This is a genomic window from Pseudorhodoplanes sp. (assembly GCF_059499825.1).
The window spans coordinates 243227-266531 of record NZ_JCABZI010000011.1; the positions used below are offsets into that span (position 1 = coordinate 243227).

Consider the following 23305-nt stretch of genomic DNA (forward strand, 5'->3'; position numbering starts at 1 on the left):
GCGCGATATCCCCGGCTGTCATGACGGGCGGCGGGATGGCTCCCGCCGCCCAAGTCTCGCGCTTTTGGAAAGGCTAGCGATGCCCGCCTGCGGCGGCTTCCGTCATCTTCTCCATCACCTGATCGATGCCGAAGCTTGCCGCCTTCTGCCGTGGCGGGAATTCCTTGAACGTGCCCAGGAATTCAGCCACGCCCACCTGAGCGGGAACAAGAAGGAAGACGTGGTCGAGCAGCCAGTCATAGTAAGTGTTGGATGTCACGTCCGCGCGCTCGTACGGATCGGTTCGCAGATTGAACATCTTCGGAACGCGCAGCGTTATGAAGGGCTCCGCCCAGATCTGCAATGTGCCGCGGACGCGCTGCTCCATGAAAACGACCTTCCAGTTGTCGTAGCGCAGACAGGCAAGATCGCCGTCGTCGGTGAAGTAGAAAAAGCCCTTTCGGTCTGGTTTCTTCGCCTTGCCGGTAAAGAACGGCATCAGGCTGAAGCCATCGAGATGGACCTTGAACTTCTTGCCGTTCGCCTCGACGCCGCCTTTCTTCAACTTCTCCTTGATATTGGGATCGCCGGCGGCGTCGACGATGGTCGGCAGCCAGTCGAGATGGGCGACGATGTCGTTGACGACCGTGCCGGGCTTGATCACGCCCGGCCAGCGCACCAGACACGGTACACGGTAGGCGCCCTCCCAGTTCGAGTTCTTTTCGTTGCGGAACGGCGTCATGCCGGCATCCGGCCACGAATTCATGTGCGGCCCGTTGTCGGTCGAATACATGACCATGGTGTTGTCGGTCACGCCGAGCTCGTCAAGCAGGTCGAGCATCATGCCGATATGCCTGTCATGCTCGATCATGCAGTCATGGTATTCCGACTGCCAGCGCCCCGACTGACCGCGGATGCGATCCTCGATATGGGTGCGGAAATGCATGTGCGTGGTGTTGAACCAGACGAAGAACGGCTTGTCGTCCTTGACCGCCTGCCTGATGAATTTCTGCGCGGCTTCGAGGAATTCGATGTCGCAGGTTTCCATGCGCTTCTTGGTGAGCGGGCCGGTATTCTCTATCTTCTGGCCACCCTTGCCATCCGCCCAGGAGTGCAGCACGCCGCGCGGACCGAACTTCTTCTTGAAATCCGGGAAGTCCTTCTCGTTTGGATAGTCAGGAAGCTCAGGTTCTTCCTCGGCATTGAGGTGGTAGAGGTTGCCGAAGAACTCGTCGAACCCGTGCATCGTCGGCAAGTGCTCGTCCTTGTCGCCGAAATGGTTCTTGCCGAACTGGCCGGTGGCATAGCCGAGCGGCTTCAGCAGTTCGGGGATGTTCGGATCCTCCGCACGCATGCCGAGGTCTGCGCCCGGCAACCCGACCTTGGTCAGACCGGTACGCAACCCTGATTGACCGGTGATGAACGAGGCGCGGCCGGCCGTGCAGCTTTGCTCGCCGTAATAGTCGGTGAACAGCGCGCCCTGCTCCCCGATCTTGTCGATATTGGGCGTCCGGTAGCCCATCAGGCCGCGGGTGTAGATACTCAGGTTCGACTGGCCGATATCGTCGCCCCATAGAATTAGAAAATTAGGTTTCTTCGCCATAGCGTTATCCCTTTCCCAGTGACGTTTGAGTGTTCTTGAATTGAAAAGCCAACTTGCCGCACTTTGATGGGCGCGTTCGCGCCGGCCTCCTAGACTTCGTCTCCTTTGTTTTTCTCCATTCGCCTCATCCGAACGGCCCGATATTGAACAGCATGCTGGTTATCGCGGTGACGCCGATCAGCAGCAGGATGACGGCAGTCAGGAGCGTCAGCGAGACCGGAAACTTGCTCTCGCCATGCACCAGCCCCTCGGCAATCATCGCTTCACGCTGATGACGCAGATGCAGCATGAACTGCACGTGGTAGATGATCCCTCCGACAAGCATGACGATGCCCAGCGCAACCAGCGCGATGCCGAAATTGCGCGGCGCACCCGCATGAGCGAGCGTTCCCGCTTCTTTCAACTTCTCGAAAAACTGGAAGATCGTGAATCCGAAGCCGATCAGCGACAGCGACGTGCGGATGACCGACATCAACGTACGGTCCGCGCTCATGCGGGTGCGCTGGAACGACATGCCGGTTCGGCGCGAGGCCAATTCGACCGAAGGGTCGTCCGTCGGCGACTTGATATGGACCGGGTCCATTCCGTTATTCCTGCGATTGCGACTTCGGATGGCGCGCGAACCACCGGCGCGCGACGACTTCGACGATCCAGCGGAAGATGAAATACGGGATCACGGCCAGCAGGATCGCGATCACGGCGGCTTCCGCTGGGTAGAACGCATCCAGCTCCCTGAGCTGGTAGATGAAATCCATGCTCATTCCGAGAAACAGGACCCGTGCAACCGAGATCAGTCCCTCGCGCAGGCGCCCGGTCGGGAGCGAGCGATCGAACCACGCCGACCAGAAGAAAGACTTGTGCACCCCGCGGGCATCCTTGAGCCCGTCATGCAGGGCGGCGATGAACGCCATCGTCGGCTGCAGGAAGACGCGGAAAGTCATTGGCCCGCTGAAGCGGTCGAAGATGTTGGTCCAGAACCGTTGCTGAACCTCGAGCGAAAGTCCGTGCCAGACGATGCCGATGGCGAGCAAACCGACGCACAACGCGACAACGAACCACGTGAACGTCAACGCCAGGCGAGACGGAGTATCGGACGTCATTCTGACGGACCTCAAGGACGTGCAATCTCGTGTTCGACCGATCCCTCTTCCCGGGATCCGCATCGTTACCCCGCGTTCCGGCGCGGCCTGTCCAGTTGCGCCAGGACCTCGGCTTCCAGTTCGGTCAGAAACAAACGGTACTCCTCGACCCGGCGATCTCCTTCTCGCGCCGCCTTCTCCCAATGACGCAGCGCCGCCGAGGCTTCTTCATAGTCCTCGCATACGGAGCGAAATTGCTGATCGTTGGCGCAGCGTTGACGAATCTCGAATTCGCGGCGCGGAAATCGATCGATGATTGTTAAAATCTGCTCCATTGCAGAGGTCCGGATTTCGGCCGCGCCGAGTCAGAAACATCGCGTCAGAAGCGTTGACTGTCTTTCATCCCGACCGCTGATAGCGTCATGGCCGTGTGCACAGAAGGTGCGAACATGTTCGCACCCCCTATTTCGGTACCCCGACGAATTTTGAGGGGCGCTGCGATCGTCCGGGATCGGGGTTGAAGCGATGACCTGGCGCTGGCAATCCGTTCGGAAGGAGCGCGAGATTGTGGGATGAATGTCAATCGGTTGGCCAACACCGCGTTGTGACTATCGCGGGTTGTTTCGTTTGAAATAGTCTGTCTGTCCTCAGCAGGACGTGCCGCAGTGCAACATCCTATCGTCACCAAGCCGGAGCAGGAGCTCACGAGCGTACCGCCGGACGACGCGCGCCGCGAACTCGACCGTATACTGTCAAGCCAGCACTTTCCCGCGAGTCAAAAGCGGCGTGAATTCCTGCGATACATCGTTGAAGAGGCATTGGCCGGGAGAGCCGACAGGCTGAAAGGGTATTCCGTCGCGCTGGCGGTGTTTGGCCGCGACGATACCTTCGACCCCAACGCGGACCCCGTGGTGCGCCTGGAGGCAAGGCGGCTGCGACGCGATCTCGACAGCTATTACGTTCATGCCGGCGTCAACGATCCGGTCCGCATCTCCATCCCCAAGGGCTCCTACGCACCCAGCATCGAATGGCAGCACAAGCCGGAGGCGCGCTCGACCGACGATGGCGATCGCGCGGCGGACGTCAGCGCTGTTGCGGACAGCATCATCGAACCGGAGGCCGTTGCGGCAAGCGGTCGGAATTTTCGGAATGTCCTTGCCGCCGGCGCCCTGATCGCAACGATGATTGCAGTCGTTCCCATTGGCTGGTTCTTGTTCGCTGGACGAACACAGGTCCCCTCGGCCGCCGCCGCACGCGAACCCGCCCTCGTCATCCTGCCTTTCGAGGCGCTCGGCTCGACGCAAAACACGTCCTACCTCGCCCAGGGCATCAGGATCGAGTTGGTCAACAACCTGTTCCGGTTTCCCGGATTTCGCGTCTATTCTTTGCCGGCAGCCGCCGAAACCCAGATGAAGGGCGACCCTGCCGAGCTGGGCCGAAATCTCGGCGTGACCTATGTCGTTCACGGCAGCGTCCGCACCGATCCCGAAGAGATCCTTGTCGCAGCCCAGGTGGTGAGCGCTCAGACCGGACAGGTGATCTGGACCGGAGCGTTCAGGCGTCCATCCGATCCGCAGGCTATCATAGGGGTCCAGAGCGACATGGCCGCGGAAATCGCGACCGCGATCGGCCAGCCTTATGGCGCGGTCAGGAACGATATTGGCACCCAACGGGCGACGCCGATGGTGTCGAGCATGCAGAGCTATGTCTGTGTGCTCCGCGCCTACAGCTATCGGCGTAGCTTCAACAGGACGGAGTTCGGTCCCGCATTGCAGTGTCTTGAACAGGCCGTGAGGCGCGACCCGGATTACAGCGATGCCTGGGCGATGCTTGGATGGCTTCACGTGGACGCCGGACGCCTTGGCTATACCGGCGATAGCGAACGAGCGAAGGAATACGAGAAGGCGCTTCAGGCAACCTCACGCGCCGCAACCCTGCAGCCCAAAAACCCGCTGGCGCTCAAGGCACTCGCCGCGACGTTTCACTATCTCGGGCGCTACGATGACAGCGAGCGCATCGCCCGCCAGGCTGCCGCGCTCAATCCCAACGACCCGGAGGTGCTGGCGCAGCTGGGCTGGCGTCTCGCCGTGCGCGGCAAGTTCGAGGAAGGCATCCCGATCCTCAAGCGCGCGATCGAGCGCACCGTGAATCCGCCGAGTTGGTACTATCACCTGGTCGCGGTCGATCTGTATCTCAAGCACGATTACGCCGGAATGCTGGAAGTGTCCGAGCGGGCTGCACTCGGTGATACCGGCTTCAGCCAGCTGTTGCTCGCGGTCGCAAACACCGAGCTCGGAAAGCCGCAGGACGCCCAGCGCGCCTTGGAACGGTTGGCCCGGGACGAACCGGTGGGACGAGATCCAGCAGACTTTATGCGGCGGCACGGGGCGATAGACGAAATCGTCGAGCCACTGATGGCGAGCCTGCAAAAGGCCAATCGCCTCGCGGCGAACTAATCGTTCCGGCAAGATCGAATTGCCCGGCCAGCTTGCGTTTCAGGCGGGCTCAGCCTTTCGCACCACGCAGCGGAAGCTGACATGGCTGGTCGAGGTATCGACCGGCTCGGGATGACGCGCGGCGGGGCGATAACGCCGGCAGTAATTTGGCGCGCACAGATGCGAGCCGCCCTTCAAGACCTTGCGCGGGATTTTGATCTCCGGCTGGCAGGGATCGTAGCTTGCATCCTCGCGCGCGCCGCGCGGATTTTCCGGCACGCAGCAAGCCTTCGCGGCATCGGCTTCGTGTTTCGGCGCATACCAGTCCGACGTCCATTCCCAGGTATTGCCGATCATGTCGTGGACGCCGTAGCCGTTCGGCGGAAACGCCGTCACCGGGGACGTGCGCGTGAACCCGTCGCGCGCCAGATTCTCATGCGGAAAATTGCCCTGCCAGGTATTGGCGCGATGTTCGCCGCCCGGCGTGAGTTCGTCGCCCCATGCGTATTCGGCGCCGTCCAACCCGCCGCGCGCGGCGAATTCCCACTCCGCTTCGGTCGGCAGATCCTTGCCGGCCCAGCGCGCATAAGCGAGCGCGTCGGAATAGGCGACATGGACGACCGGATGATTGTCGAGCCCGTTGATGTTGCTCTTCGGGCCGTATGGATGACGCCAGTCCGCTCCTTTGAGAAAGGTCCACCACTGGCCCCAGTTGCGCAGATCGACAGGCCCCGCCGGCGGTGTGAACACCAGCGATCCGGCATAGAGCATGTGCGGCAGCGCGTTCGGGTAGTCCTTCGGGTCGGGGGGGATTTCCGCGAAGGTCACATGGCCGGTGGCTTTGACGAAGTCCTTGAATTGCCGGTTGGTCACAGGCGTGCGGTCGATCCAGAAACCGTCGACGCTGACGCGGTGCACCGGCGCCTCTTCCGGGTAATGCCGGTCCGAGCCCATGTGGAACGTGCCACCCTCGATTCGGATCATGCCGCGCAGCCGGTCGTCGGCGTCGACCGGTATCCGTGTCTCAGCGATCATCGCCATCGTGCGATCTCCGAAGCCAGCCGCCGCCACTCTGCCCCACATCACCCTAGCGCCCCGCGGCGTCCGGCGCACCATGCCGAACCGGTAAAAAAGCGCGGGCAGCGTCAGGGCGGCGTTTGAAGGCCCGGCCGAACGAAGCTATATGGGCCCTGCTCTGGGTCCGGCAGATTTGCCACGCCAGGGCAAGGCAGACCAAGGCCCCGTAGCTCAACTGGATAGAGCATCGGATTTCTAATCCGGCGGTTGGATGTTCGAGTCATCCCGGGGTCGCCATCGCCGAACCGGCCGGATCGCGGCCCGCAACACCGGCCAGTCTATCGTGAATCGTTGATCGTCACGATCTCGTAGCGGGCCGCGTTGCCCTCCCCGCTTTCGCGCAACCACATATTGTGGGCGCCCTCGCCGACCATCATGCCCTGCCAGTTCTCGAACACCCGCTCGGGGTCCTGGCCAAGGATCGCGCGGCGCAGCCGGTCGGAGACGAAACTGTCATAGCCGCGCAGGAAGTCGTCGCGATTGCGGATCACCGCGATGGTCCGGCCGTGATAGCGCAGCGGGTAACGAATGCGCGCCGCAAGCCACGCCCGGTCATTCTCGCGCACCGCGCGTTGCAGTTCCCGCACCACATCGACCTTGGCCGGCGCATCGGCCTGGGCATCCCGGTTCTGCGACGAGCCGGCGCCAACCGACACTGCGATCAGCAGCAGGACCGCTGCAGCCCGAACACCGAACCCGCGTGCTGCGGCGGCCATCGTCTAGTCCGCCAGCATCACCACCGCTTCGATTTCGATCAACGCACCGTCGCGCGCGAATTTCGAAATTTCGATCGTAGTCGAAGCCGGCGGCGCCGAGACATTGAGATAGTGATCGCGCACCTCGCGAAACACCGGCAAATGCGACATGTCGGTCAGATAATTGTTGAGCTTGACCACGTCACCGAAGCCGGCGCCGACAGCGGCCAGAGCAAGCTTCAGGTTTTCGAAGGCCTGCATTGCCTGCGCGCGAAAGTCGCCGGGCGCGCCGACCAGGTTACCCTGCGCATCGAATCCAAGCTGGCCCGCAATATAGACGACGCGCCCCGGGCCCCTGACCTCGACGACATGGCTGTAGCCCGGCGGCTTGTAGAGCGTCGGCGGATTGAGGAAACGCGGTTTTGCCACAGCGCACTCCCGGCTTTGTGGAGATCGGCTGTCCCCTTATCGCGCACACGCGCCGTGACAGGCAATGGCCCGGGCAGAGAGAGAGAGAGGGAGACGGTTATCCGGAACCCGGAGCGCCGTCCGGTTTGCGGCGGATCAGTCGGCCGCGCCGGAGGCGTCCGTCAGTGCGTCCAGAGACCGCGCCGCTGGAACGCGAAATTGTCGGCATAGGCAATGGCGCGGCGGACAGGCTCTTTCGGCTCGAACACCTGGTAGGCGATCCCTTCCCGCTCGCAATACGCCACAGCCTCTTCGCGACTTGCGAACCGCAGCCGGACCTGGCTCTTCATGTCGGTCGATGAGGTCCAGCCCATCAGCGGCTCCACTACGCGCGGCGCTTCCGGCTCGAAATCCAGCACCCAGGCCTTGGTCTTGGCGGTACCGGACTGCATCGCGGTCCGGGCCGGCTTGTAGATGCGTGCGGTCATGTGGCTCGCAAATCCCCTCACGTGCCGGCGGAACGGTTGGTCGGGGCAGCAGGATTCGAACCTGCGACCCTCTGCTCCCAAAGCAGATGCGCTACCAGGCTGCGCTATGCCCCGATCCGGGCCGACGTCGGAGCATGAATAGGGACTTTGCGGCGGCGCCGCAAGCAGACCGGCATGGCGGACGACCGGGCCCGCAAGAAATCCCGGCGGCGGTGCCGCCGGTCCGGCGTTACCGGTCGGAAAACAGCGGATGGGCGACCTTGTCGCCAGCCTTGATGCCGAGCTTCTTCGCGGTGCCGGCGATCACCTCGAACACGCCGCGAACCGGCCCCCCCGACGGAATGGTCCGCTCGGACATGGGCTCGGTGTTTTCCGCGATGCGCCGGATCGTGCCGTCGCCATTGATGAAGAGCATGTCGAGCGGGATGTAGGTGTTGCGCATCCACATCGAGACGTTCTGATCGGGCTTGAAGTCGAACAGCATGCCGGTGCCTTCCGGCATTTCCTTGCGGAACATCAGACCCTTCTGCCGCTCCTCGTCGGTCCTGGCCATTTCCACGGTGAACACGTGCACGCCATTCTGGGTGACGATCTCGAGCGTCGTGTCGTCGGCGGCGCGCGCCGCCTGCTGGCCCGCGAGCAACACCAGCACGAACACAAGCGCCGCCTGCAGGCACCGCTGCGCCGGCACGAAAGCCAATGATGCAGATTGCAAAGACATTACGCCAACCGCCTTGCCGTGGAATCGGTCGCGCGAGACATGCTGTCAGCGGCGATCACGTTCCGGGTGTCCAGATGGTCCGAGTTTCCCCGATGTTCCAGGTCAATCCGGCCCACCGCATTCATCCACTTGCCGCGGTCGCTTTTACAAGCGCTCGCTTTTGAGGACAAATGGCAAAGTGGGCGTTTTGATCGAGCCTGGATTCACGATCCTGCGAGGGCCGCAACGCTTCGGCTGACGGGACGCTGCTCTCGGAGACTGACTCAGGACGTCAGACTAATGTGAGGACGGCCCGAGAGATCCACCGTCGGGATGCACTTCCGCAGCCATCAGGCCCTTGGGGCCGGGGCCGAAGCGGACCAGCACGGTCTGGCCGGGACGCAGCTCGGTCATGCCGTAGCGGCGGAGCGTTTCCATATGGACGAAGATGTCCGGAGTTCCGTCGCCGCGGGTCACGAAGCCGAAGCCTCGCAAGCGATTGAACCACTTGACGATGACGCGCTCGAGTCCCGACGTCGGTGTCACCGTGACATGCGTGCGCGGTGCCGGCATCTGCGCCGGATGGATCGCGGTGCTCTCATCCATCGAGAGAATGCGAAAGGCCTGAGCCCCCTTGGGACGGTTCAGCACTTCGCAGACCACGCGTGCACCTTCATAGGCGGTCTGGAAACCGTCCCGGCGCAAGCACGTCACGTGCAGCAGGACATCGGCGGAACCATCGTCAGGGACGATGAAGCCGAAGCCCTTCGACACGTCGAACCATTTTATGGTGCCTGAGATTTCAACCAGGTCTGTAGCGGTTTCATCCGCCACCCCTGTGTGACGATCTGGCCCCAGATCGTAACCTGCACCGGACAACTTTGTCCCCATCTCGCCGGACGCCATGACCGCCGCGCCGCCGCTTCTGTTAGCGTCTCTTCCGAACGCTTGAGACGAATCTCTTCGTCTCAAGAGTAACACTGACCGGTGTTTGTAAAAGGGGAAAATGAAGGCCGCAAACGATTACAGAGGCCCTGTGCAAAAGTATCTTGACACGAATCAGTGAGCGATCAGAGGCGCCAGCGTATCGCCAATATCGTGGCGAATGACCAGATCCGCGATCGAATCGAACTCGGTCGGCTCTCTGTTGATAATCACGAGACGCGAACCGTTCTTTTTCGCCTGCAACGGAAAGCCCGCCGCCGGCCATACCACGAGCGACGAGCCGATCGCGACGAACAGGTCGCAATCCTGCGCCCACTCCTGCGCCCGCAGCATCGCCTGTTCCGGCATCGCCTGTCCGAACGAGATTGTTGCGCTCTTGATATAGCCGCCGCAATCGCAATCCGGCGCACGACCGCCCGCCGAATCGAATTTTTCCTTGATGTGTGTCAATTCGTACCGCTTCGCGCAGTCGAGGCAGGTCGCGAATGTGGTGTTGCCATGCAACTCGATCACATGTTCCGGCGGCACGCCCGCGGCCTGGTGCAGATTGTCGATATTCTGCGTGATCACGCCCGGCGACTTGCCGATCCGATACAGCGATGCCAGCGCGAGGTGTCCGCGTGTGGGTTTTGCGCGGCCGAAATACTCTTCCATCGCGAAGCGGCGTCGCCACGCTTCGTCGCGCATCTCGCGGCTCGCGAGGAACTGATCGAATGGAATCGGTTGCGTCTTGGTCCACAATCCGCCGGGCGAACGAAAATCCGGAATACCGCTTTCGGTCGAGATGCCGGCGCCGGTGAACGGCACTATGCGTTCCGACGCGTCGATCATCTCGCGCAGCGAAGCGGTCGCGGTTTCAAGATCGGGCGCGATCATTCCTTCAGGCTCTCACGGTGCGGGCGTATCGATGCGGCCGAATATGGCGTGAGGCGGCCGCGATGCGCAACGGCTTGCGCTCGCCGCGCCTGCCCACTACGTCAGGCATCTTCACGGCATCTTTGAGAGGGAACCCGGGCCCATGCGCTATCTCCACACCATGCTGCGGGTGCGCGACCTCGACGCCGCGCTGGATTTCTACTGCAACAAGCTCGGGCTGAAGGAATCCTTCCGCCGCGAGGATCCGAAGGGCCGTTTCACCCTCGTGTTCCTGATGGCGCCGGATGACGAGACCATTGTCGAGCAATCGAAGCGGCAGGGCCGGCCGGGCCCACTCCTGGAACTCACCCACAATTGGGACACCGAGGATTACAGCGAAGCGCGGCATTTCGGCCACCTCGCCTTCGAGGTCGACAATATCTACGAGACCTGCGAGCGGCTGATGAAAGCCGGCGTGACCATCAACCGGCCCCCGCGCGACGGCCAGATGGCCTTCATCCGCTCGCCGGACCGCCAGTCGATCGAACTCCTGCAGAAGGGCAATGCCCTGCCGCCGGAGGAGCCTTGGGCCTCGATGCCGAATACCGGCCATTGGTAAAGGCGGCCGCGGCCGGTTTTTGCCGATCGGGGCATACGGTGCCTTGCCTCCCCGCCAATCCCTGACTATACAACGCCCCGGCCTTAGCGGCCGGTCAGCGCCCATCGTCTAGCGGTCCAGGACGTCGCCCTTTCACGGCGAAAACAGGGGTTCGATTCCCCTTGGGCGCGCCATCACCGGCGCGACATCGCCCACACATCCCCCTGTCAGAATGTCGTTCGACTGGTTCAGCACGCCAGCGGCACAATCGATGGTGTCTGTTTCGCACCTGTCCGGGCGCTCGCTGCGTGGACGCCGTACGCACTCTTAAGGTTTACAGGCATTGATGCTGGCGTGCCGGCTATGTACATGCAAGAAACGGAATATCTGCTGCTTGCAGATCGCGACCCCCTCATTGTCGCGAATAGTGCGAAGCCCCCAGCGCCCATGTCGCCCCCAGCGCTGGGGGCTCTCGATCTCCGGCAGGATCGGTCGACACAGATATCTCAGACAAGCACCCGCCATCGACATGGCGCGCGCCGAGCAATCATCAACCGTCGCGACTTCGAAGCTGACCGGCCCGCTCGATCGGGTTATCTTCCAGCTTCTTGCGCCGTTCGATCATCCGTCGGCGGTCGCCGACAAAACCAGCTCGACGCCGCGTTCAGGCCGGGACGGCGAAGCATCCGGCACATCGGCGCGGCATCCGCGATTGCCGACCGGAAGCTCCGGCACAAGGTGCAACGATATGGCCGCCACGACTGACACCCTGATCAAAAGCCTGCCAAAATGCGAACTCCACATCCATATCGAGGGCAGCCTCGAGCCGGAGATGATGTTCGCGCTGGCGCGGCGGAACGGCATCGCCCTGCCCTATGCCTCGGTCGAGGACATCCACGCCGCCTACCGCTTCAACAACCTGCAGGATTTCCTCAACGTCTATTATCTGGGGATGTCGGTCCTGATCACCGAGCAGGATTTCTACGATCTTGCCTTCGCCTATCTGCAGCGCGCGCAGGCCGACAATGTGCGGCATGTCGAGATGTTCTTCGATCCGCAGGGCCATACCGATCGCGGCATTACCTTCGAGACCGTGATCAACGGATTGTCGCGCGCGATCGCCGATGCGAGGCAAACACTCGGCGTGTCCGCGAGCCTGATCATGTGCTTCCTGCGCGATCTCGACGAGACCAGTGCGCAGAAGACGCTCGATGCCGCCATGCCGTTCCGCGACCGCATCATGGGCATCGGGCTCGACTCGGCCGAACGCGGCAACCCGCCCGGCAAATTCGCCCGCGTCTATGCGCGCGCCCGCGACGCCGGTTTCTTTCTCACCGCCCATGCCGGCGAGGAAGGGCCGGCGAGCTATGTCTGGGAGGCGCTCGATATCCTCGGCGTGATGCGGGTCGATCACGGCAACCACGCGATGGACGACGACGCACTGGTCGGACGGCTGGCGCGGGAGAAAATGGCGCTCACGGTCTGCCCGCTGTCGAACCTGCGGCTGCGGGTGGTCGACGACCTGCGGCACCATCCGTTGCGGCGGATGATGGACAAGGGGCTGGTGGTCACCGTCAATTCCGACGATCCCGCCTATTTCGGCGGCTATGTGAACCAGAATTACCGCGCGGTATCCGAGGCGCTGACGCTCAGCCGCGACGAGATCGTGGCGATCGTGCGCAACGGTTTCCACGCTTCGCTGATGGGCGAGGACGAGAAGGAAAAGGCCCTGGCCGAGATCGACCGCGTGCTGGCCGCAACGCCGTAGGCTCAGTCAGCCGCCGCTCAGAATTCCTTCCGCGCGCCGGCAACGCTGCAATCGATCCCCTTCGCTTCGCTGCTGACGAAGCCGAGCGAGACGTTGCGGATCGTGCGTTCGGTGCGCGGCTGGACGATGTCGTAGACGCCCTGCGCATGATCTTCCATGGCACCGTCGGGACCCCGGAAGCGGCAACTGATGCGATCGACGCGAACCGAATAGCTGTTGTTGTTGCGGACCGACACATCGGCCACCGCCGTATAACCGAAGCCGTCGCGGCGCCAGTCCACCTTGACCACATTCATCGCGGTCCGTGGATCGGTCGCCAGAACCGGAGCCGCGGTCTTGACGCTTCCGGTCTTGATCGTTGCGTCGTCTGTCGAAGCAAACAGATAGCCACCGGCGCCGATAATGGCCGCACCCAGCAGGCCTGCAAGAGCGATTGTTTTCATCACCTCACCAACGGGCAAGCCGCACAGCAAGACAAGGCTGCGCTCGGGTACCGGGTTAAGGCAGAAAACTTTAATCAACGTCTATGTGTGGCGCGGGCGCGGGCGGGCAGCGCCGCATTTTTCGAAACGCGGTTGCCGCTCCGTTAACAACCGCAGCCGGCGCCGGCCGGCAGCCCGACGCGGTGGATGCCGCATTCGCTGCGGTTCTGATTGCGCCAGCGTCCGGCGCGCGGGGATTCGCCCTCGCGGGTGCGGCTGGTGCAAGGCATGCAACCGACCGAAGCGAAGCCAAGCCTTTCCAGCGGATGGCGCGGCAGGCCCTCGGCCTCGAACACCTGCGCAACCTCCTTGCGCGACAGCGCCGCCAGTGGATTGAACTTCAGCAACCGGCCATCGGTTTCGACATGAACGATGTTGGCGCGGACATCGCCATGGAAGCGCTTGCGTCCGTTGATCCAGCCGTCGAAGGCGCCGAGCGCGTCGGACAATGGCCGGACCTTGCGGATATGGCAGCAGCTGTCGGTGTCGCTCATCCAAAGATCACGGCCGGGATCGCGGCGCTCCACCAGGTCGATCTGCGGCTTGAGCGAGCGCACGTCGGTCAGCCCGAAAAAGTCGATCAGCCGGTCGCGATAATCGAGCGTCTCGTCGAACAGCATGCCGGTATCGAGGAACAGCACCGGCAGGCCCGGATCGACATCGGCCACATATTTGAGGAGCACGGCCGATTCCGTTCCGAACGACGACACGATGGCAATCCGGCCGGCCGGTATCGTTTCGACCGCCTTTTCGATCACTGCCGCGGGCGACGCGGCAGCGAGCGCCTTGTTCAGCCGGTTGGTGCGGGCGCTGAGGGTTTCCATTGCGTTCATTCAGGCGTGCTCGGTCGCGGGAAGCTGCCGCTGCGAGGAAGCCTTCAGCCGCTGGCGCAACACGCTGACTGCCCCGTCAGCAGCCGGTTGATAGAAGGCGATGTAGCGCCGCAGCGCATCGCAGAAAGCTGGCGCGTCGGCGGCCTTCTTCAACTCGTATGCATTGAACCCCGCGCGATGCAGGAACAGGAACTGGTCGCGCAGGACATCGCCAGTGGCCCGCAATTCGCCCGCGAACCGGTAGCGTTCACGCAACGTGCGCGCCTGGCTGTAGGCGCGGCCGTCCTTGAAGGTCGGGAACACCAGCGCGATGAGCGACAGCCGGCCGAGATACGGCGCGAGTTCGGCAATGTCGCGATCGTTCGGCCAGAGCACGCCGGTGGCCCCGGGACGGCCAGCGATGCGTTCGGCGTCGGCGAGAAAGCGCGCCGCCGACAGCAGGACCGGACCTTCCTCAGGCACCGGACTATCGTCGGCGATCCGCACATAGCGGTCCTGGACCACTTCGCCGTCTTCAATGAGTGGCATAGACGCGTTCCCTGAAAGGTTCGACGCCGAGCCGCCTGACGGTCTCGACGAACAATTCATCCGGGCGCGCCCGCAATTCGATATAGGCTGCGACCACGTCCTCGATCACATCGGCGACCTGCTCGTAGGGCACCGCAGGCCCGAGCAGCGTGCCAAGCTCGGCATTTTCGTCGGCACGGCCGCCGAGCGTGACCTGGAAGAATTCCTCGCCGTTCTTCTCCACGCCCAGAATGCCGATATGGCCGACATGGTGGTGTCCGCAGGCATTGATGCAGCCGGAAATGTTGATGTGCAGACGGCCGATATTGTGCGCCGACTCAATGTTGCGGAAGCGGCGGGTCAGCTCCTGCGCCACCGGAATCGAACGGGTATTGGCGAGGCTGCAATAATCGAGGCCCGGGCACGCGATAATGTCGGACACGAGGCCGACATTCGGGGTCGCCAATCCGACGGCGTCGAGTGCGCGGAACAGCGCCGGCAGATCGCGCTGGCGCACATGCGGCAGCACCAGGTTCTGCTCATGCCCCACCCGGATCTCTCCAGCCGAATAGCGGTCGGCGAGATCGGCAATCGCGTCCATCTGGTCGGCGGTGGCGTCTCCGGGCGGCGCGCCGACCGGTTTCAGCGACACCGTGACGATCGCATGGCCGGGCACTTTGTGCGCGGCGACCGAATTGCCATACCAGGTATCGAAAGCGCGATCGGCTGCCCGCTCGGTTTTCAGGATGTCGGTTGTGTCGGCCAACGCGTCGTATGCCGGATAACGGAAGCGCGAGGCGATGTCGGCGATGATTGCGTCGTCGAGCGCAAGCGCAGAGTCCCTGATCGCACGCCATTCCTCCTCGACCGCGGCGGCAAACTTCTCCGCGCCGAGTTCATGGACCAGGATCTTGATCCGCGCCTTGTAGATGTTGTCGCGGCGCCCATAGAGATTGTAGACGCGCAGCACCGCCTCGATATAGCTGAGCAGGTCGCGCTTGGGCAGGAACGACTTGATGGTCTTGCCGATGAATGGCGTCCGCCCCAGCCCGCCGCCGACCACGACCTCGAAGCCGGTCTCGCCAGCATCGTTCCTGTGCAGGCGCAGTCCGATATCGTGCACGCGGATGGCGGCGCGGTCGTGCTCGGCCGCGGTCACCGCGATCTTGAACTTGCGCGGCAGGAACGAGAATTCCGGATGCATGGTCGAGTGCTGGCGCAGAATCTCGGCATAGACGCGCGGGTCCTCGACCTCGTCCGGCGCGACGCCCGCCCATTGATCGCTGGTGACATTGCGAATGCAATTGCCGCTGGTCTGCATCGCATGCAGATGGGTCTCGGCCAGGACCGCGAGCACTTCGGGCATGTCGTCGAGCTTGATCCAGTTGAACTGGATATTCTGGCGTGTGGTGAAATGGCCGTAGCCGCGGTCATAGCGCCGCGCGACATGCGCCAGCGTGCGCATCTGGTCGGATGAGAGCGAGCCATACGGGATTGCGACCCGCAACATGTAGGCGTGCAGTTGCAGATAGACGCCGTTCATCAGCCGCAGCGGCTTGAACTCGTCCTCGCTCAGCGCACCCGACAGCCGCCGTTCGACCTGGTCGCGAAACTCTTCGACCCGTTCGGCAACCAGAGTGCGATCGTATTCATCGTAGAGATACATGACTCAGGCCGCCTCACTGCCCGGAAGCGCAAAGGTCGGTCCAGCGACGCGGATTCGTTCGCGCAGGTTGCCCGGCCTGATGTCATCGCCCTCGAGGATCACCGGCGCGACATAGGCGCCGACCGCCTCGATGTCGCTGGCATTCGCGTCCTTCAAGAGCCGCGTCGCCTCATCGGCTGTTGTCGTCACGATTGCTTCGCTGAGAGACGTCGACCAGCCGCGCGTCGCGGTGCGATACACCACCGCGCCGTCGCCGAGACGGTTGCCGGTGATAACCACCGGGCCTTTGACTTTAAGCTTCTGCTGTTGCGGCGCGGTCATTCGGCGGCCTCTAAAAGTTCGACCGCGTCTTTCCACGCGCGCGAATGCGTGACCACATCGCCGACCACGATCAGCGCGGGCCCCTCGCCTGCCCCGGCCGCAAGCGCGGGCAATTGCGACAGCGTGCCTGTGAGGCTGCGCGAGTCCGGACGCGTGCCGCGTGCCAGCACCGCGACCGGTGTTTGCGGATCGCGTCCGGCTGACACCAATCCGTTGCGAACGGATGCCGCGGCGGTCAGTCCCATATAGATCGCGACCGTGGTGGTGCGGTCGGCAAGCCCGGTCCAGTCGATCTTGTCGGCGCCATCGGCAGTGTTGGCGGTGACGATCGACAGGCGTGTGGCTTCCTTGCGGAAAGTGAGCGGCACGCCCGCTTCCGCCGCGCAGCCCAGCGCCGCGGTGATGCCGGGAACGACGGTCACGGCGATGCCCTCGGCTTCCAGCGCTTCGCGCTCCTCGCCGCCGCGTCCAAAGATGAAAGGATCGCCGCCCTTCAGGCGCACCACATAGCGCCCGGCTTTCGCTTCCGCGATCAGGCGGCGATTGATGGCGTCCTGGCCGATGCCTATATGGCCCTTGCGCTTGCCGACATGGACGATCTCGGCATCGCGCCTGACGCGGCCGAGGATCTCCGACGACACCAGATCGTCTGTCAGAACAATGTCCGCCGATTGCAGAGCATGGAACGCTTTCAGCGTCAGCAGGTCGGGATCGCCCGGGCCGGCACCGACGATCTGCACCTGGCCTGGCCGCGGCGCTTCCTGCCCAGCGCGTTCAATTTCGATGATGAGGGCCGCTTCCGCCTTGGCGGTGCGCCCCGCCAGAAACAGCGCGCCGATCGGTCCGTCGATCACCCGCTCCCAGAAGTGACGGGTGGAAAAGCCACGATGGCGCAAGGCGTGGAGCCGCTCGCGATATCTGCCCATCAGGCCGGCAAATTCACCGATGCGCTCGGGCAGAAGCTGCTCGATCTTTTCCCGCAACCGCCTTGCCAGCACCGGCGACGTCCCGCCGGTGCCGATCGCGACGACCACATCGCCGCGGTCGACGATCGACGGAAAGATGAAGGTTGAGAGGTCCGGCCGGTCGACGATATTGACCGGCACATTCATGGCGCGCGCACGCGCTGCAAGTTGCTCGTCGAACTCCGTGCCGGCGGAAGCAACCAACGCAATGACGCCGAGGAAATCCTCTTCGGCAGGCAGCCCGATCCGAAGGTCGACATCCTGCGCATCACCGTCGTCGACATCATCTCGTGCCAGCACATACCAACGAATTTGCGCGCCGGCCGCCTTGAGGATGCGCAGTTTCGCGAGCGCCTCCTTGCCCGTGCCGACGAGGATGACCGGACCTTTGCCGAGATCGAAAAACAACGGGAGGAAACGCATTGCGGCTCCATTCGCGCTTGCGTGCCAGACACTTGTCGTGACGCCATATATGGCACCGCGCGCGCAAAATGTTCTCCCGAAGTTGAATGCGAAGTTGGAAATTGCCTCTGTCAAACGGCTGCGGCGAAGAAAGGCCATGCTGTTGCGCGGATAAGCCGACGCGAGCCGTTTCGAGTCGCGGACGCAACAAAAAAGCCCCGGCCGAGGCCGGGGCTTTCAACGCACGTTCGATGATCAGTTCTGATTGGTAGCCGGCGGCGGTGCGGTGCGCTCCGCGGGCGACGGATTGGCCGGTGCCGGTGTTGCGTTTGGCGTCGCTGTCGGCGCCGGGCTCATCGGTGAAGACTGGCCCGTGGTGGCGGGCGGCGGGGTCGTTTCGGCCGTGCGGTCATCGCCACCCAGGAAGCTCAAGGCGACGAACAAAACAACGATGGCCGCAATGCCGCCGATGATCCAGCTCCAGTTGAAGCCGCGATCCGCGGCGTAGCCAGCCTCGTTCACGGCCGGCCGTTTCGGGTCCACCCGCGTGGGATCGAAGTCGGACATGGTGATCTCCTTGCTGCGCGGTGCCGGCGGCACGCTCGGTGCGTCAACCACGGATACTTCGGAAGGTTCCGATCTCAGGTGCACCGCTGCTATGCCGGAGTTCCGAAAACCTGCCCGTTTGCGGCTCAAGCTTGTCAGTCTTGGGGCAGCTGGAACTTCCGAGGTAACAGCGCGTTGTAGCGCCAGTCATTTAAACCACGACAGTTCATTCAACAACTGGGCGCGAGGCGGCATGCGCACGTCTGTCGAACACGACTGGAGACGAGCCGATCGCTCCGATCCAACCGTCATGCTTACGGTCACCATCGGCGTTGTCATCGCGGCGGCGCTGGCAAGTCTCGTGTGACACGCAATTTGCATCCACGCTTCAACAGGAGAACACGGATGAAAAGAATTGCCTTGGCCGCGGCGGTCATCGCTTTCGCGGGAAGTACAGCGCTTGCGCAGAAACTCGATGGTCCCGGAAACGGCAACAAAGACCTGACCAATTGCCCGCCTGCAAGCGCCGGACAGACCACCGGTACTGCATCGGAGGATGCTCAGGCGGTCGAGAAGAGCGCAATCCTTCCGTCAGCCGAGGGACACGAACAATCGGCGGCGCCGACTGTGCAGCGCGACGGAAAGGCGGTCGAGGCCCGAACCGATTGTGCGCAGGATGCCGATCAGCCCAAGCCCAAGGGTTGATCGCACGCCCAAGGTTGAATCCGGACTGCAGAGTCGGGACACAGCCTGACAGGGCGCCAGATAACCTGTACCAGTTTGCAACAGCGGGCCGCGGATTGACATCACCGCGGCCCATTTGCTGCGCTGCGCTCAGTTTTCGGTTTCGTCCACGGCGCGAAGCCGTTAGATCGCTCTGCAAGTGTGGAGCAAGCCCGTGCGCCGTGCGGCCGTCGCCATCCTGATGATCCTGGCCGGTTTGGCGGCAGCCTCCGCCGAATCATGGCCGCTGCCGCGCACGTTGTCATTCGCCGCCGACTGGGCGGCGGCGCGCGCGACGTTGCCTGTCATCCCACGCTTGGAGCCGCCCAGCGACCGCCTCACCGCGGTCACGTCGTTTGCCGCCGAGCGGTTTCCGGCAATCGCGGGCAGTCCGGTACCGGTTCTCTTGCCCTTTGCCATCGGCGACGACATCCACGATCGCGCGGCCGACGATATCAATCCGGTCGAGAGCTATATGTCGGGCTTCGAGCCGACCCGATTTTTTCAGGCGGGACCGACCGGATACGATGCGACCTTCGCGCTGCGCACCCGCGACGTCCCGGCGTTTTCCGATATCGACTATCGCGACCCGGTGGTGGTGCAGATTTCGGCATTCAATCTGCTTTACGAATTGCCGGCCGCCAAGGGCGCTGCAATCCAGCCGCCGGGCGACATCGCCAAGGACTTTCCCGGTATCGCCCGGCAGATCCTGGAACACACCCTGCGCTACAGTTTCGAGCGGTTCGGCATTCCCTATGTGGTGTCGATCCAGTGTTTCGACGGGCCGCAGCGCCGCACCCGCCTCTCCTGCCGCAATGCCGATCGCATCGCGCTGCACTTCCTGCGCGCCTTGCGCATGGTCGGCGGCAATCCCGTGATTGCCTTCACCACCACGCCACCGCCCGCGGCCGAGCGGCCGGCAACGCGATCCGACAGGTTCCATTATCAGCCGGTGGGCAAGCTGGTCACCGGGACAGCGATGCGCGCGCCGGCCGGCAATACCGACACCACGGTCTACGCTCGCATTCGCTTCCCCGCCGCCGCGGCCCCCGCCTATGTCACCACCCAGGCGTTCCGCCGGCGCAATGGTCTGGTGGTCGCCTGGGCCCCCGCCGCCGTCAGCGGCGATGATGGCAAGCCGGACAAGCCTTATGTCTGGCGCGATAATTTCTGCGAGCGGCGCGACTTCGCCGTCGGTCAATGTCCGTCCGGGCGTGGCCATCAGGGCCAGGACATTCTGGGCGTGACCTGTGAGCCGGGGCCCCGCAAACGCGATTGCCCCGCCAATCGCGACGCGGTGGTCGCCGCGCGGGAGGGCATGATCCTGCGCGAATCCTGGAACGACTCATTCTTTCTCGTCACCAATGCGCCGGGCGAGCGGCTGCGTTTCCGACATCTGCACATGCATCCGCGCACGCTTGACGAGGATGGCATCTCCAGCGGGCGGCTGGTGAAGGAGGGCGAGCGGCTCGGCACCATCGGCAATTTCAACCGCCGGCCCGGCATGACCACGACGCATCTGCATTTCGAAATCCAGGTCCCGACCCGCGACGGATACGTGCGGGTCAACCCGTATATGACGCTTGTTGCGGCTTACGAGCATCTGATCGGCGCCCGCGGCAGCGAGGTGAGCGATCCGCACCCGTCCGGCGGCGCCGAAGCCGGCATCGCGGCGAGCGAAGCTGCGCTCGCTGTCTCGGCCACCGCCGCTTTGCCGGCACAAGTAATGTCCCGCGATGCGCGAAAGAAGCCGCGCACCAAGGCGTTGAGCAGGTCCAAGACCCGGCCCGAGCGGCTGGACGCCCGCAAGCGACGTTAAGGCGCACCCGCCCTGCCACATCACGCTTGTCCCGCCGGATTGCGGACAAGGTCGCATCCGATAGAATCGGGCATGACCCTGATGCGCGATTCGATGTTCACACGCCGGCGCCTGCTGCAAGGCGCGATCATGTCATCGGCTGCAGTCGTCCTACCTGGGGAGCTGTTGGCGCAAAGCGCCGCGCAACCTTTCGAGCAATGGGTCACGGCGTTCCGCGCCAAAGCGCTGGCGCGCGGAATTTCCGGCTCCACTTACGACCGCGTGATGGCCGGGCTCAAACCAGACATGGACGTATTCGCGCTGCAGCGTTCGCAACCGGAATTCAAGGAGCAACTCTGGCAATATCTCAACCGCCGGGTTTCGGAGTGGCGCATCGTCACCGGCCGCGAACGCGCGAAGCAATATGCCCCGTTGTTCGACAGAATGGAAAAGGATTTCGGCGTGTCGCGCGTCACGCTGCTTGGGTTGTGGGGCATGGAGACCGCCTATGGCGATCCGGTCGTATTTCAAAATCACATGCGCCCGATCTTCCCGTGCCTTGCCGCACTCGCCTGGGGCGAGCCGCGGCGTCGGACCTATTGGGAAACCGAACTGATCAACGCTCTGCGCATTGTCGAGCGCGGCTGGGGCACGCCATCGGAAATGCGCGGCTCCTGGGCCGGCGCGATGGGGCATACGCAATGGATGCCGGAAGTTTGGCTCAATATCGGGGCCGATTATGACGGCGACGGCCGCCCCTATCCGTTCGGCCGCCCGGACGACGCGCTCGCCGGGACCTGCCGCTATCTGATCCAGCGCGGCAATTACCGGCGCGGCGAACCCTGGGGCTATGAGGTAAAGGGTCCCGCCCCCTCGGGGTCGCGCAGCTATGCCGAATGGGAAAAGGCCGGAATCACACGCGCCGACGGCAAGCCCTTTACTGTGCCTGGCGCACGCGCACGTGGCTGGGTGCCGGTGGCTGGCGGCCCGAAATTCCTGATCGGCGCCAATTTCGATGCGGTGAAGAGCTACAATCCGTCGATGAATTACGCGCTCGCGATCTGCCACCTCGGCGATTGCGTGATGGGTGCAGATCCTTCTTTCGTGCAGGCCTTTCCGAACAGCGAACGGGCGCCGACGCTTGCCGAGGTGCAGGAAATTCAGACGAGGCTCACGCGGCTTGGCTTCGATACCGGCGGCACCGATGGGCGCGTCGGACTGCAGACCATGCGCGCGGTGGCGAATTTCCAGCGCAAGGTCAACATGCAACCGGACGGTTATGCCGGCGTAAAATTGCTCGCCCGGTTAAGACAGGCCGGTTAGCGCGCAGTGAGAAACGACGCCGACATTCAACGCATATTGGCGGAGGACGGAATCCGCGACGAGATGAGATTGACGCCGCGCGACGTAATCCACTCCGTCAGGAATGCGACGAACGCCCTCACCTTCAGCGGCGTTTCCGGCACCCGCGGATAGACCGCGATTAGCGGACGCGCTGCCACACGGTGACGTGGAAACAGCGGCACCAGATTTCCGGAGGCGATATCGTCGGCGACGACGTAACGCGGCAACAACGCCGCCCCGAGGCCGGCAATCACCGCCTTACGCAGGGCAAGAGCGCTGTTCGATGAAAAGACCCCCGTCACCTTAACGGTCGAAGCGCCGCGCGGCCCCTCAAAGCGCCAGAGCCGGTCGTTCGGCAGCGCAGTCTCGTGCAGCAGACAGGGAAACCGCGCCAGATCGGTAGGCGCGGTCGGCCGCCCCTCCCGGATCAGGAGCGACGGCGCCGCACAGACCAGCCAATCCATGGGCGCGACCGGCGCTTCGACCAGCGACGCATTCCGCGACGGCGAAAACTGCAGCACCAGATCGAACCCGCGCTTGCCGAAATCGCTCGGCTGAAACGATACATTCTCCAGAATGACCTGCACATGCAGCTTTGGCTGGACGCGCGCGAAGGCAATGATCGCATCGGCGAGATGCAGCGCGCCGAACGATTTCGGCGCCGCGATGCGCAACGTTCCGGACGGCTCGGCCGGTGTCTCGATCAGCGCCCGTTCCTGCCCTTCGATGTCGCGAAACAGCCGCTCGCAGAACGCAAGATAGGAGCGGCCCTCGTCGGTCAGACTGAGCGAGCGCGTGGTGCGATGCAGGAGATGGACACCGAGCCGATCCTCGAGCATGGCGACATGGCGCGAGATCAATGCGCGAGAGAGCCCGAGCTGGTTCGCAGCGGTCGTAAAGCTGCCGGATCGGGCCACGCGCACAAACGTTTCCATACAGCGGAAGCGATCCATCGTAATTGTTCACTCACATGCAACAATGACGTTCGCATTTATCGGCTTCTATGAGCGAATGTCAAAGTGCTAGGATGATCCCAACACGGGCGCGAAAGCTCGGCTTAACAGGGACGGACACCGTGAGCGCGAGCC

25 protein-coding genes and 3 tRNA genes are annotated in these 23305 nt (G+C 63.3%); 8 read left to right on the forward strand and 20 right to left on the reverse strand.

What is annotated here, in order from left to right; genetic code table 11:
• Nucleotides 1–73 precede the first annotated feature (73 nt).
• The 4 genes from AC5I5I_RS17235 to AC5I5I_RS17250 form a co-directional block, all read right to left on the reverse strand.
• Nucleotides 74–1582 (reverse strand): arylsulfatase, encoded by a 1509-nt coding sequence (locus AC5I5I_RS17235; protein WP_495975149.1) that lies wholly within the window; start codon nucleotides 1580–1582, stop codon nucleotides 74–76.
• Between the two features lie 124 nt (nucleotides 1583–1706).
• Nucleotides 1707–2165: a YidH family protein gene (locus tag AC5I5I_RS17240; RefSeq protein ID WP_495975150.1), complete on the reverse strand. Its 459-nt coding sequence runs from the start codon at nucleotides 2163–2165 to the stop codon at nucleotides 1707–1709.
• Nucleotides 2166–2169: 4 nt separating this feature from the next.
• Nucleotides 2170–2682: a hypothetical protein gene (locus AC5I5I_RS17245; protein ID WP_495975151.1), complete on the reverse strand. Its 513-nt coding sequence runs from the start codon at nucleotides 2680–2682 to the stop codon at nucleotides 2170–2172.
• Nucleotides 2683–2747: 65 nt separating this feature from the next.
• Complete coding sequence (locus AC5I5I_RS17250; protein ID WP_495975152.1) at nucleotides 2748–2996, reverse strand: hypothetical protein; 249 nt, start codon at nucleotides 2994–2996, stop codon at nucleotides 2748–2750.
• A 330-nt stretch (nucleotides 2997–3326) separates the two neighbouring features.
• Here AC5I5I_RS17250 and AC5I5I_RS17255 point away from each other — a divergent pair, with 330 nt between their 5' ends.
• Nucleotides 3327–5117: a tetratricopeptide repeat protein gene (locus AC5I5I_RS17255; RefSeq protein WP_495975153.1), complete on the forward strand. Its 1791-nt coding sequence runs from the start codon at nucleotides 3327–3329 to the stop codon at nucleotides 5115–5117.
• A gap of 39 nt (nucleotides 5118–5156) precedes the next feature.
• Here AC5I5I_RS17255 and AC5I5I_RS17260 read toward each other — a convergent pair whose 3' ends face one another.
• The gene (locus AC5I5I_RS17260) at nucleotides 5157–6131 is read right to left on the reverse strand and encodes a formylglycine-generating enzyme family protein (RefSeq protein WP_495975329.1); all 975 of its coding nucleotides are present in this window, start codon (nucleotides 6129–6131) and stop codon (nucleotides 5157–5159) included.
• A 202-nt stretch (nucleotides 6132–6333) separates the two neighbouring features.
• Between AC5I5I_RS17260 and AC5I5I_RS17265 the strand changes: the two genes are divergently transcribed.
• Nucleotides 6334–6410, forward strand: a tRNA-Arg gene (locus tag AC5I5I_RS17265).
• A 41-nt stretch (nucleotides 6411–6451) separates the two neighbouring features.
• On the opposite strand, the gene AC5I5I_RS17270 is transcribed toward AC5I5I_RS17265, so the two are convergent.
• From AC5I5I_RS17270 to AC5I5I_RS17300, 7 genes are all read right to left on the reverse strand, one after another.
• Nucleotides 6452–6889 carry a hypothetical protein gene (locus AC5I5I_RS17270; protein ID WP_495975154.1) on the reverse strand — a complete coding sequence of 146 codons (438 nt, stop codon included), beginning with the start codon at nucleotides 6887–6889 and terminating at the stop codon, nucleotides 6452–6454.
• Between the two features lie 3 nt (nucleotides 6890–6892).
• Nucleotides 6893–7297 (reverse strand): RidA family protein, encoded by a 405-nt coding sequence (locus tag AC5I5I_RS17275; protein WP_495975155.1) that lies wholly within the window; start codon nucleotides 7295–7297, stop codon nucleotides 6893–6895.
• A 161-nt stretch (nucleotides 7298–7458) separates the two neighbouring features.
• Nucleotides 7459–7764 carry an ETC complex I subunit gene (locus AC5I5I_RS17280; RefSeq protein WP_495975156.1) on the reverse strand — a complete coding sequence of 102 codons (306 nt, stop codon included), beginning with the start codon at nucleotides 7762–7764 and terminating at the stop codon, nucleotides 7459–7461.
• Nucleotides 7765–7801: 37 nt separating this feature from the next.
• A tRNA-Pro gene (locus AC5I5I_RS17285) sits at nucleotides 7802–7878 on the reverse strand.
• A gap of 115 nt (nucleotides 7879–7993) precedes the next feature.
• Nucleotides 7994–8485: a DUF192 domain-containing protein gene (locus tag AC5I5I_RS17290; RefSeq protein WP_495975157.1), complete on the reverse strand. Its 492-nt coding sequence runs from the start codon at nucleotides 8483–8485 to the stop codon at nucleotides 7994–7996.
• 276 nt (nucleotides 8486–8761) lie between these two features.
• On the reverse strand, nucleotides 8762–9370 hold the full coding sequence (locus AC5I5I_RS17295; RefSeq protein WP_495975158.1) for a cold-shock protein: 609 nt from the start codon (nucleotides 9368–9370) through the stop codon (nucleotides 8762–8764).
• A gap of 153 nt (nucleotides 9371–9523) precedes the next feature.
• On the reverse strand, nucleotides 9524–10285 hold the full coding sequence (locus AC5I5I_RS17300; RefSeq protein ID WP_495975159.1) for an SIR2 family NAD-dependent protein deacylase: 762 nt from the start codon (nucleotides 10283–10285) through the stop codon (nucleotides 9524–9526).
• 142 nt (nucleotides 10286–10427) lie between these two features.
• Here AC5I5I_RS17300 and AC5I5I_RS17305 point away from each other — a divergent pair, with 142 nt between their 5' ends.
• The 3 genes from AC5I5I_RS17305 (at nucleotide 10428) to AC5I5I_RS17315 (ending at nucleotide 12630) form a co-directional block, all read left to right on the forward strand.
• Nucleotides 10428–10883: a lactoylglutathione lyase gene (locus tag AC5I5I_RS17305; protein WP_495975160.1), complete on the forward strand. Its 456-nt coding sequence runs from the start codon at nucleotides 10428–10430 to the stop codon at nucleotides 10881–10883.
• Nucleotides 10884–10980: 97 nt separating this feature from the next.
• Nucleotides 10981–11056 (forward strand) — tRNA-Glu (locus AC5I5I_RS17310).
• A 554-nt stretch (nucleotides 11057–11610) separates the two neighbouring features.
• Nucleotides 11611–12630, forward strand: coding sequence for an adenosine deaminase (locus AC5I5I_RS17315; protein WP_495975161.1), 1020 nt, complete (start codon nucleotides 11611–11613; stop codon nucleotides 12628–12630).
• A gap of 17 nt (nucleotides 12631–12647) precedes the next feature.
• Here AC5I5I_RS17315 and AC5I5I_RS17320 read toward each other — a convergent pair whose 3' ends face one another.
• From AC5I5I_RS17320 to AC5I5I_RS17350, 7 genes are all read right to left on the reverse strand, one after another.
• Entirely contained in the window at nucleotides 12648–13073 is a 426-nt protein-coding gene (locus AC5I5I_RS17320; RefSeq protein WP_495975162.1) for a hypothetical protein, read from the reverse strand.
• Nucleotides 13074–13216: 143 nt separating this feature from the next.
• Nucleotides 13217–13936, reverse strand: coding sequence for a phosphoadenylyl-sulfate reductase (locus AC5I5I_RS17325; RefSeq protein WP_495975163.1), 720 nt, complete (start codon nucleotides 13934–13936; stop codon nucleotides 13217–13219).
• A gap of 9 nt (nucleotides 13937–13945) precedes the next feature.
• Nucleotides 13946–14473, reverse strand: coding sequence for a DUF934 domain-containing protein (locus tag AC5I5I_RS17330; protein ID WP_495975164.1), 528 nt, complete (start codon nucleotides 14471–14473; stop codon nucleotides 13946–13948).
• Complete coding sequence (locus AC5I5I_RS17335; RefSeq protein ID WP_495975165.1) at nucleotides 14460–16118, reverse strand: nitrite/sulfite reductase; 1659 nt, start codon at nucleotides 16116–16118, stop codon at nucleotides 14460–14462. The genes AC5I5I_RS17330 and AC5I5I_RS17335 overlap by 14 nt, the downstream gene beginning before the upstream one ends.
• A 3-nt stretch (nucleotides 16119–16121) precedes the next feature.
• The gene (locus AC5I5I_RS17340) at nucleotides 16122–16439 is read right to left on the reverse strand and encodes a DUF2849 domain-containing protein (RefSeq protein WP_495975166.1); all 318 of its coding nucleotides are present in this window, start codon (nucleotides 16437–16439) and stop codon (nucleotides 16122–16124) included.
• On the reverse strand, nucleotides 16436–17827 hold the full coding sequence (cysG, locus tag AC5I5I_RS17345) for a siroheme synthase CysG (protein WP_495975167.1): 1392 nt from the start codon (nucleotides 17825–17827) through the stop codon (nucleotides 16436–16438). The genes AC5I5I_RS17340 and cysG overlap by 4 nt, the downstream gene beginning before the upstream one ends.
• 234 nt (nucleotides 17828–18061) lie before the next feature.
• Nucleotides 18062–18424, reverse strand: a complete 363-nt coding sequence (locus AC5I5I_RS17350; protein ID WP_495975168.1) for a hypothetical protein — start codon at nucleotides 18422–18424, stop codon at nucleotides 18062–18064.
• A 333-nt stretch (nucleotides 18425–18757) separates the two neighbouring features.
• Between AC5I5I_RS17350 and AC5I5I_RS17355 the strand changes: the two genes are divergently transcribed.
• The 3 genes from AC5I5I_RS17355 to AC5I5I_RS17365 all read left to right on the forward strand — a co-directional run bounded on the left by AC5I5I_RS17355 (nucleotide 18758) and on the right by AC5I5I_RS17365 (nucleotide 22196).
• Nucleotides 18758–19057, forward strand: a complete 300-nt coding sequence (locus AC5I5I_RS17355) for a hypothetical protein (RefSeq protein WP_495975169.1) — start codon at nucleotides 18758–18760, stop codon at nucleotides 19055–19057.
• A 193-nt stretch (nucleotides 19058–19250) separates the two neighbouring features.
• Complete coding sequence (locus AC5I5I_RS17360) at nucleotides 19251–20894, forward strand: M23 family metallopeptidase (RefSeq protein WP_495975170.1); 1644 nt, start codon at nucleotides 19251–19253, stop codon at nucleotides 20892–20894.
• A 72-nt stretch (nucleotides 20895–20966) separates the two neighbouring features.
• Nucleotides 20967–22196, forward strand: a complete 1230-nt coding sequence (locus tag AC5I5I_RS17365) for a lytic murein transglycosylase (RefSeq protein WP_495975171.1) — start codon at nucleotides 20967–20969, stop codon at nucleotides 22194–22196.
• A gap of 26 nt (nucleotides 22197–22222) precedes the next feature.
• Here the strand turns inward: AC5I5I_RS17365 and AC5I5I_RS17370 are convergent, their stop codons facing one another.
• A complete protein-coding gene (locus AC5I5I_RS17370) occupies nucleotides 22223–23170 on the reverse strand; it encodes a LysR family transcriptional regulator (RefSeq protein WP_495975172.1) in 948 nt (315 codons plus the stop codon).
• Nucleotides 23171–23305 lie beyond the last annotated feature (135 nt).

What these genes read in the sequence shown, in the direction of transcription:
- AC5I5I_RS17235 (WP_495975149.1), bottom strand. Translation starts at nt 1,582, where the DNA reads ATGGCGAAGAAACCTAATTTTCTAATTCTATGGGGCGACGATATCGGC.
- AC5I5I_RS17240 (WP_495975150.1), bottom strand. Translation starts at nt 2,165, where the DNA reads ATGGACCCGGTCCATATCAAGTCGCCGACGGACGACCCTTCGGTCGAA.
- AC5I5I_RS17245 (WP_495975151.1), bottom strand. Translation starts at nt 2,682, where the DNA reads ATGACGTCCGATACTCCGTCTCGCCTGGCGTTGACGTTCACGTGGTTC.
- AC5I5I_RS17250 (WP_495975152.1), bottom strand. Translation starts at nt 2,996, where the DNA reads ATGGAGCAGATTTTAACAATCATCGATCGATTTCCGCGCCGCGAATTC.
- AC5I5I_RS17260 (WP_495975329.1), bottom strand. Translation starts at nt 6,131, where the DNA reads ATGATCGCTGAGACACGGATACCGGTCGACGCCGACGACCGGCTGCGC.
- AC5I5I_RS17270 (WP_495975154.1), bottom strand. Translation starts at nt 6,889, where the DNA reads ATGGCCGCCGCAGCACGCGGGTTCGGTGTTCGGGCTGCAGCGGTCCTG.
- AC5I5I_RS17280 (WP_495975156.1), bottom strand. Translation starts at nt 7,764, where the DNA reads ATGACCGCACGCATCTACAAGCCGGCCCGGACCGCGATGCAGTCCGGT.
- AC5I5I_RS17290 (WP_495975157.1), bottom strand. Translation starts at nt 8,485, where the DNA reads ATGTCTTTGCAATCTGCATCATTGGCTTTCGTGCCGGCGCAGCGGTGC.
- AC5I5I_RS17295 (WP_495975158.1), bottom strand. Translation starts at nt 9,370, where the DNA reads ATGGCGTCCGGCGAGATGGGGACAAAGTTGTCCGGTGCAGGTTACGAT.
- AC5I5I_RS17300 (WP_495975159.1), bottom strand. Translation starts at nt 10,285, where the DNA reads ATGATCGCGCCCGATCTTGAAACCGCGACCGCTTCGCTGCGCGAGATG.
- AC5I5I_RS17305 (WP_495975160.1), top strand. Translation starts at nt 10,428, where the DNA reads ATGCGCTATCTCCACACCATGCTGCGGGTGCGCGACCTCGACGCCGCG.
- AC5I5I_RS17315 (WP_495975161.1), top strand. Translation starts at nt 11,611, where the DNA reads ATGGCCGCCACGACTGACACCCTGATCAAAAGCCTGCCAAAATGCGAA.
- AC5I5I_RS17320 (WP_495975162.1), bottom strand. Translation starts at nt 13,073, where the DNA reads ATGAAAACAATCGCTCTTGCAGGCCTGCTGGGTGCGGCCATTATCGGC.
- AC5I5I_RS17325 (WP_495975163.1), bottom strand. Translation starts at nt 13,936, where the DNA reads ATGGAAACCCTCAGCGCCCGCACCAACCGGCTGAACAAGGCGCTCGCT.
- AC5I5I_RS17330 (WP_495975164.1), bottom strand. Translation starts at nt 14,473, where the DNA reads ATGCCACTCATTGAAGACGGCGAAGTGGTCCAGGACCGCTATGTGCGG.
- AC5I5I_RS17335 (WP_495975165.1), bottom strand. Translation starts at nt 16,118, where the DNA reads ATGTATCTCTACGATGAATACGATCGCACTCTGGTTGCCGAACGGGTC.
- AC5I5I_RS17340 (WP_495975166.1), bottom strand. Translation starts at nt 16,439, where the DNA reads ATGACCGCGCCGCAACAGCAGAAGCTTAAAGTCAAAGGCCCGGTGGTT.
- cysG (WP_495975167.1), bottom strand. Translation starts at nt 17,827, where the DNA reads ATGCGTTTCCTCCCGTTGTTTTTCGATCTCGGCAAAGGTCCGGTCATC.
- AC5I5I_RS17355 (WP_495975169.1), top strand. Translation starts at nt 18,758, where the DNA reads ATGAAAAGAATTGCCTTGGCCGCGGCGGTCATCGCTTTCGCGGGAAGT.
- AC5I5I_RS17365 (WP_495975171.1), top strand. Translation starts at nt 20,967, where the DNA reads ATGACCCTGATGCGCGATTCGATGTTCACACGCCGGCGCCTGCTGCAA.
- AC5I5I_RS17370 (WP_495975172.1), bottom strand. Translation starts at nt 23,170, where the DNA reads ATGGATCGCTTCCGCTGTATGGAAACGTTTGTGCGCGTGGCCCGATCC.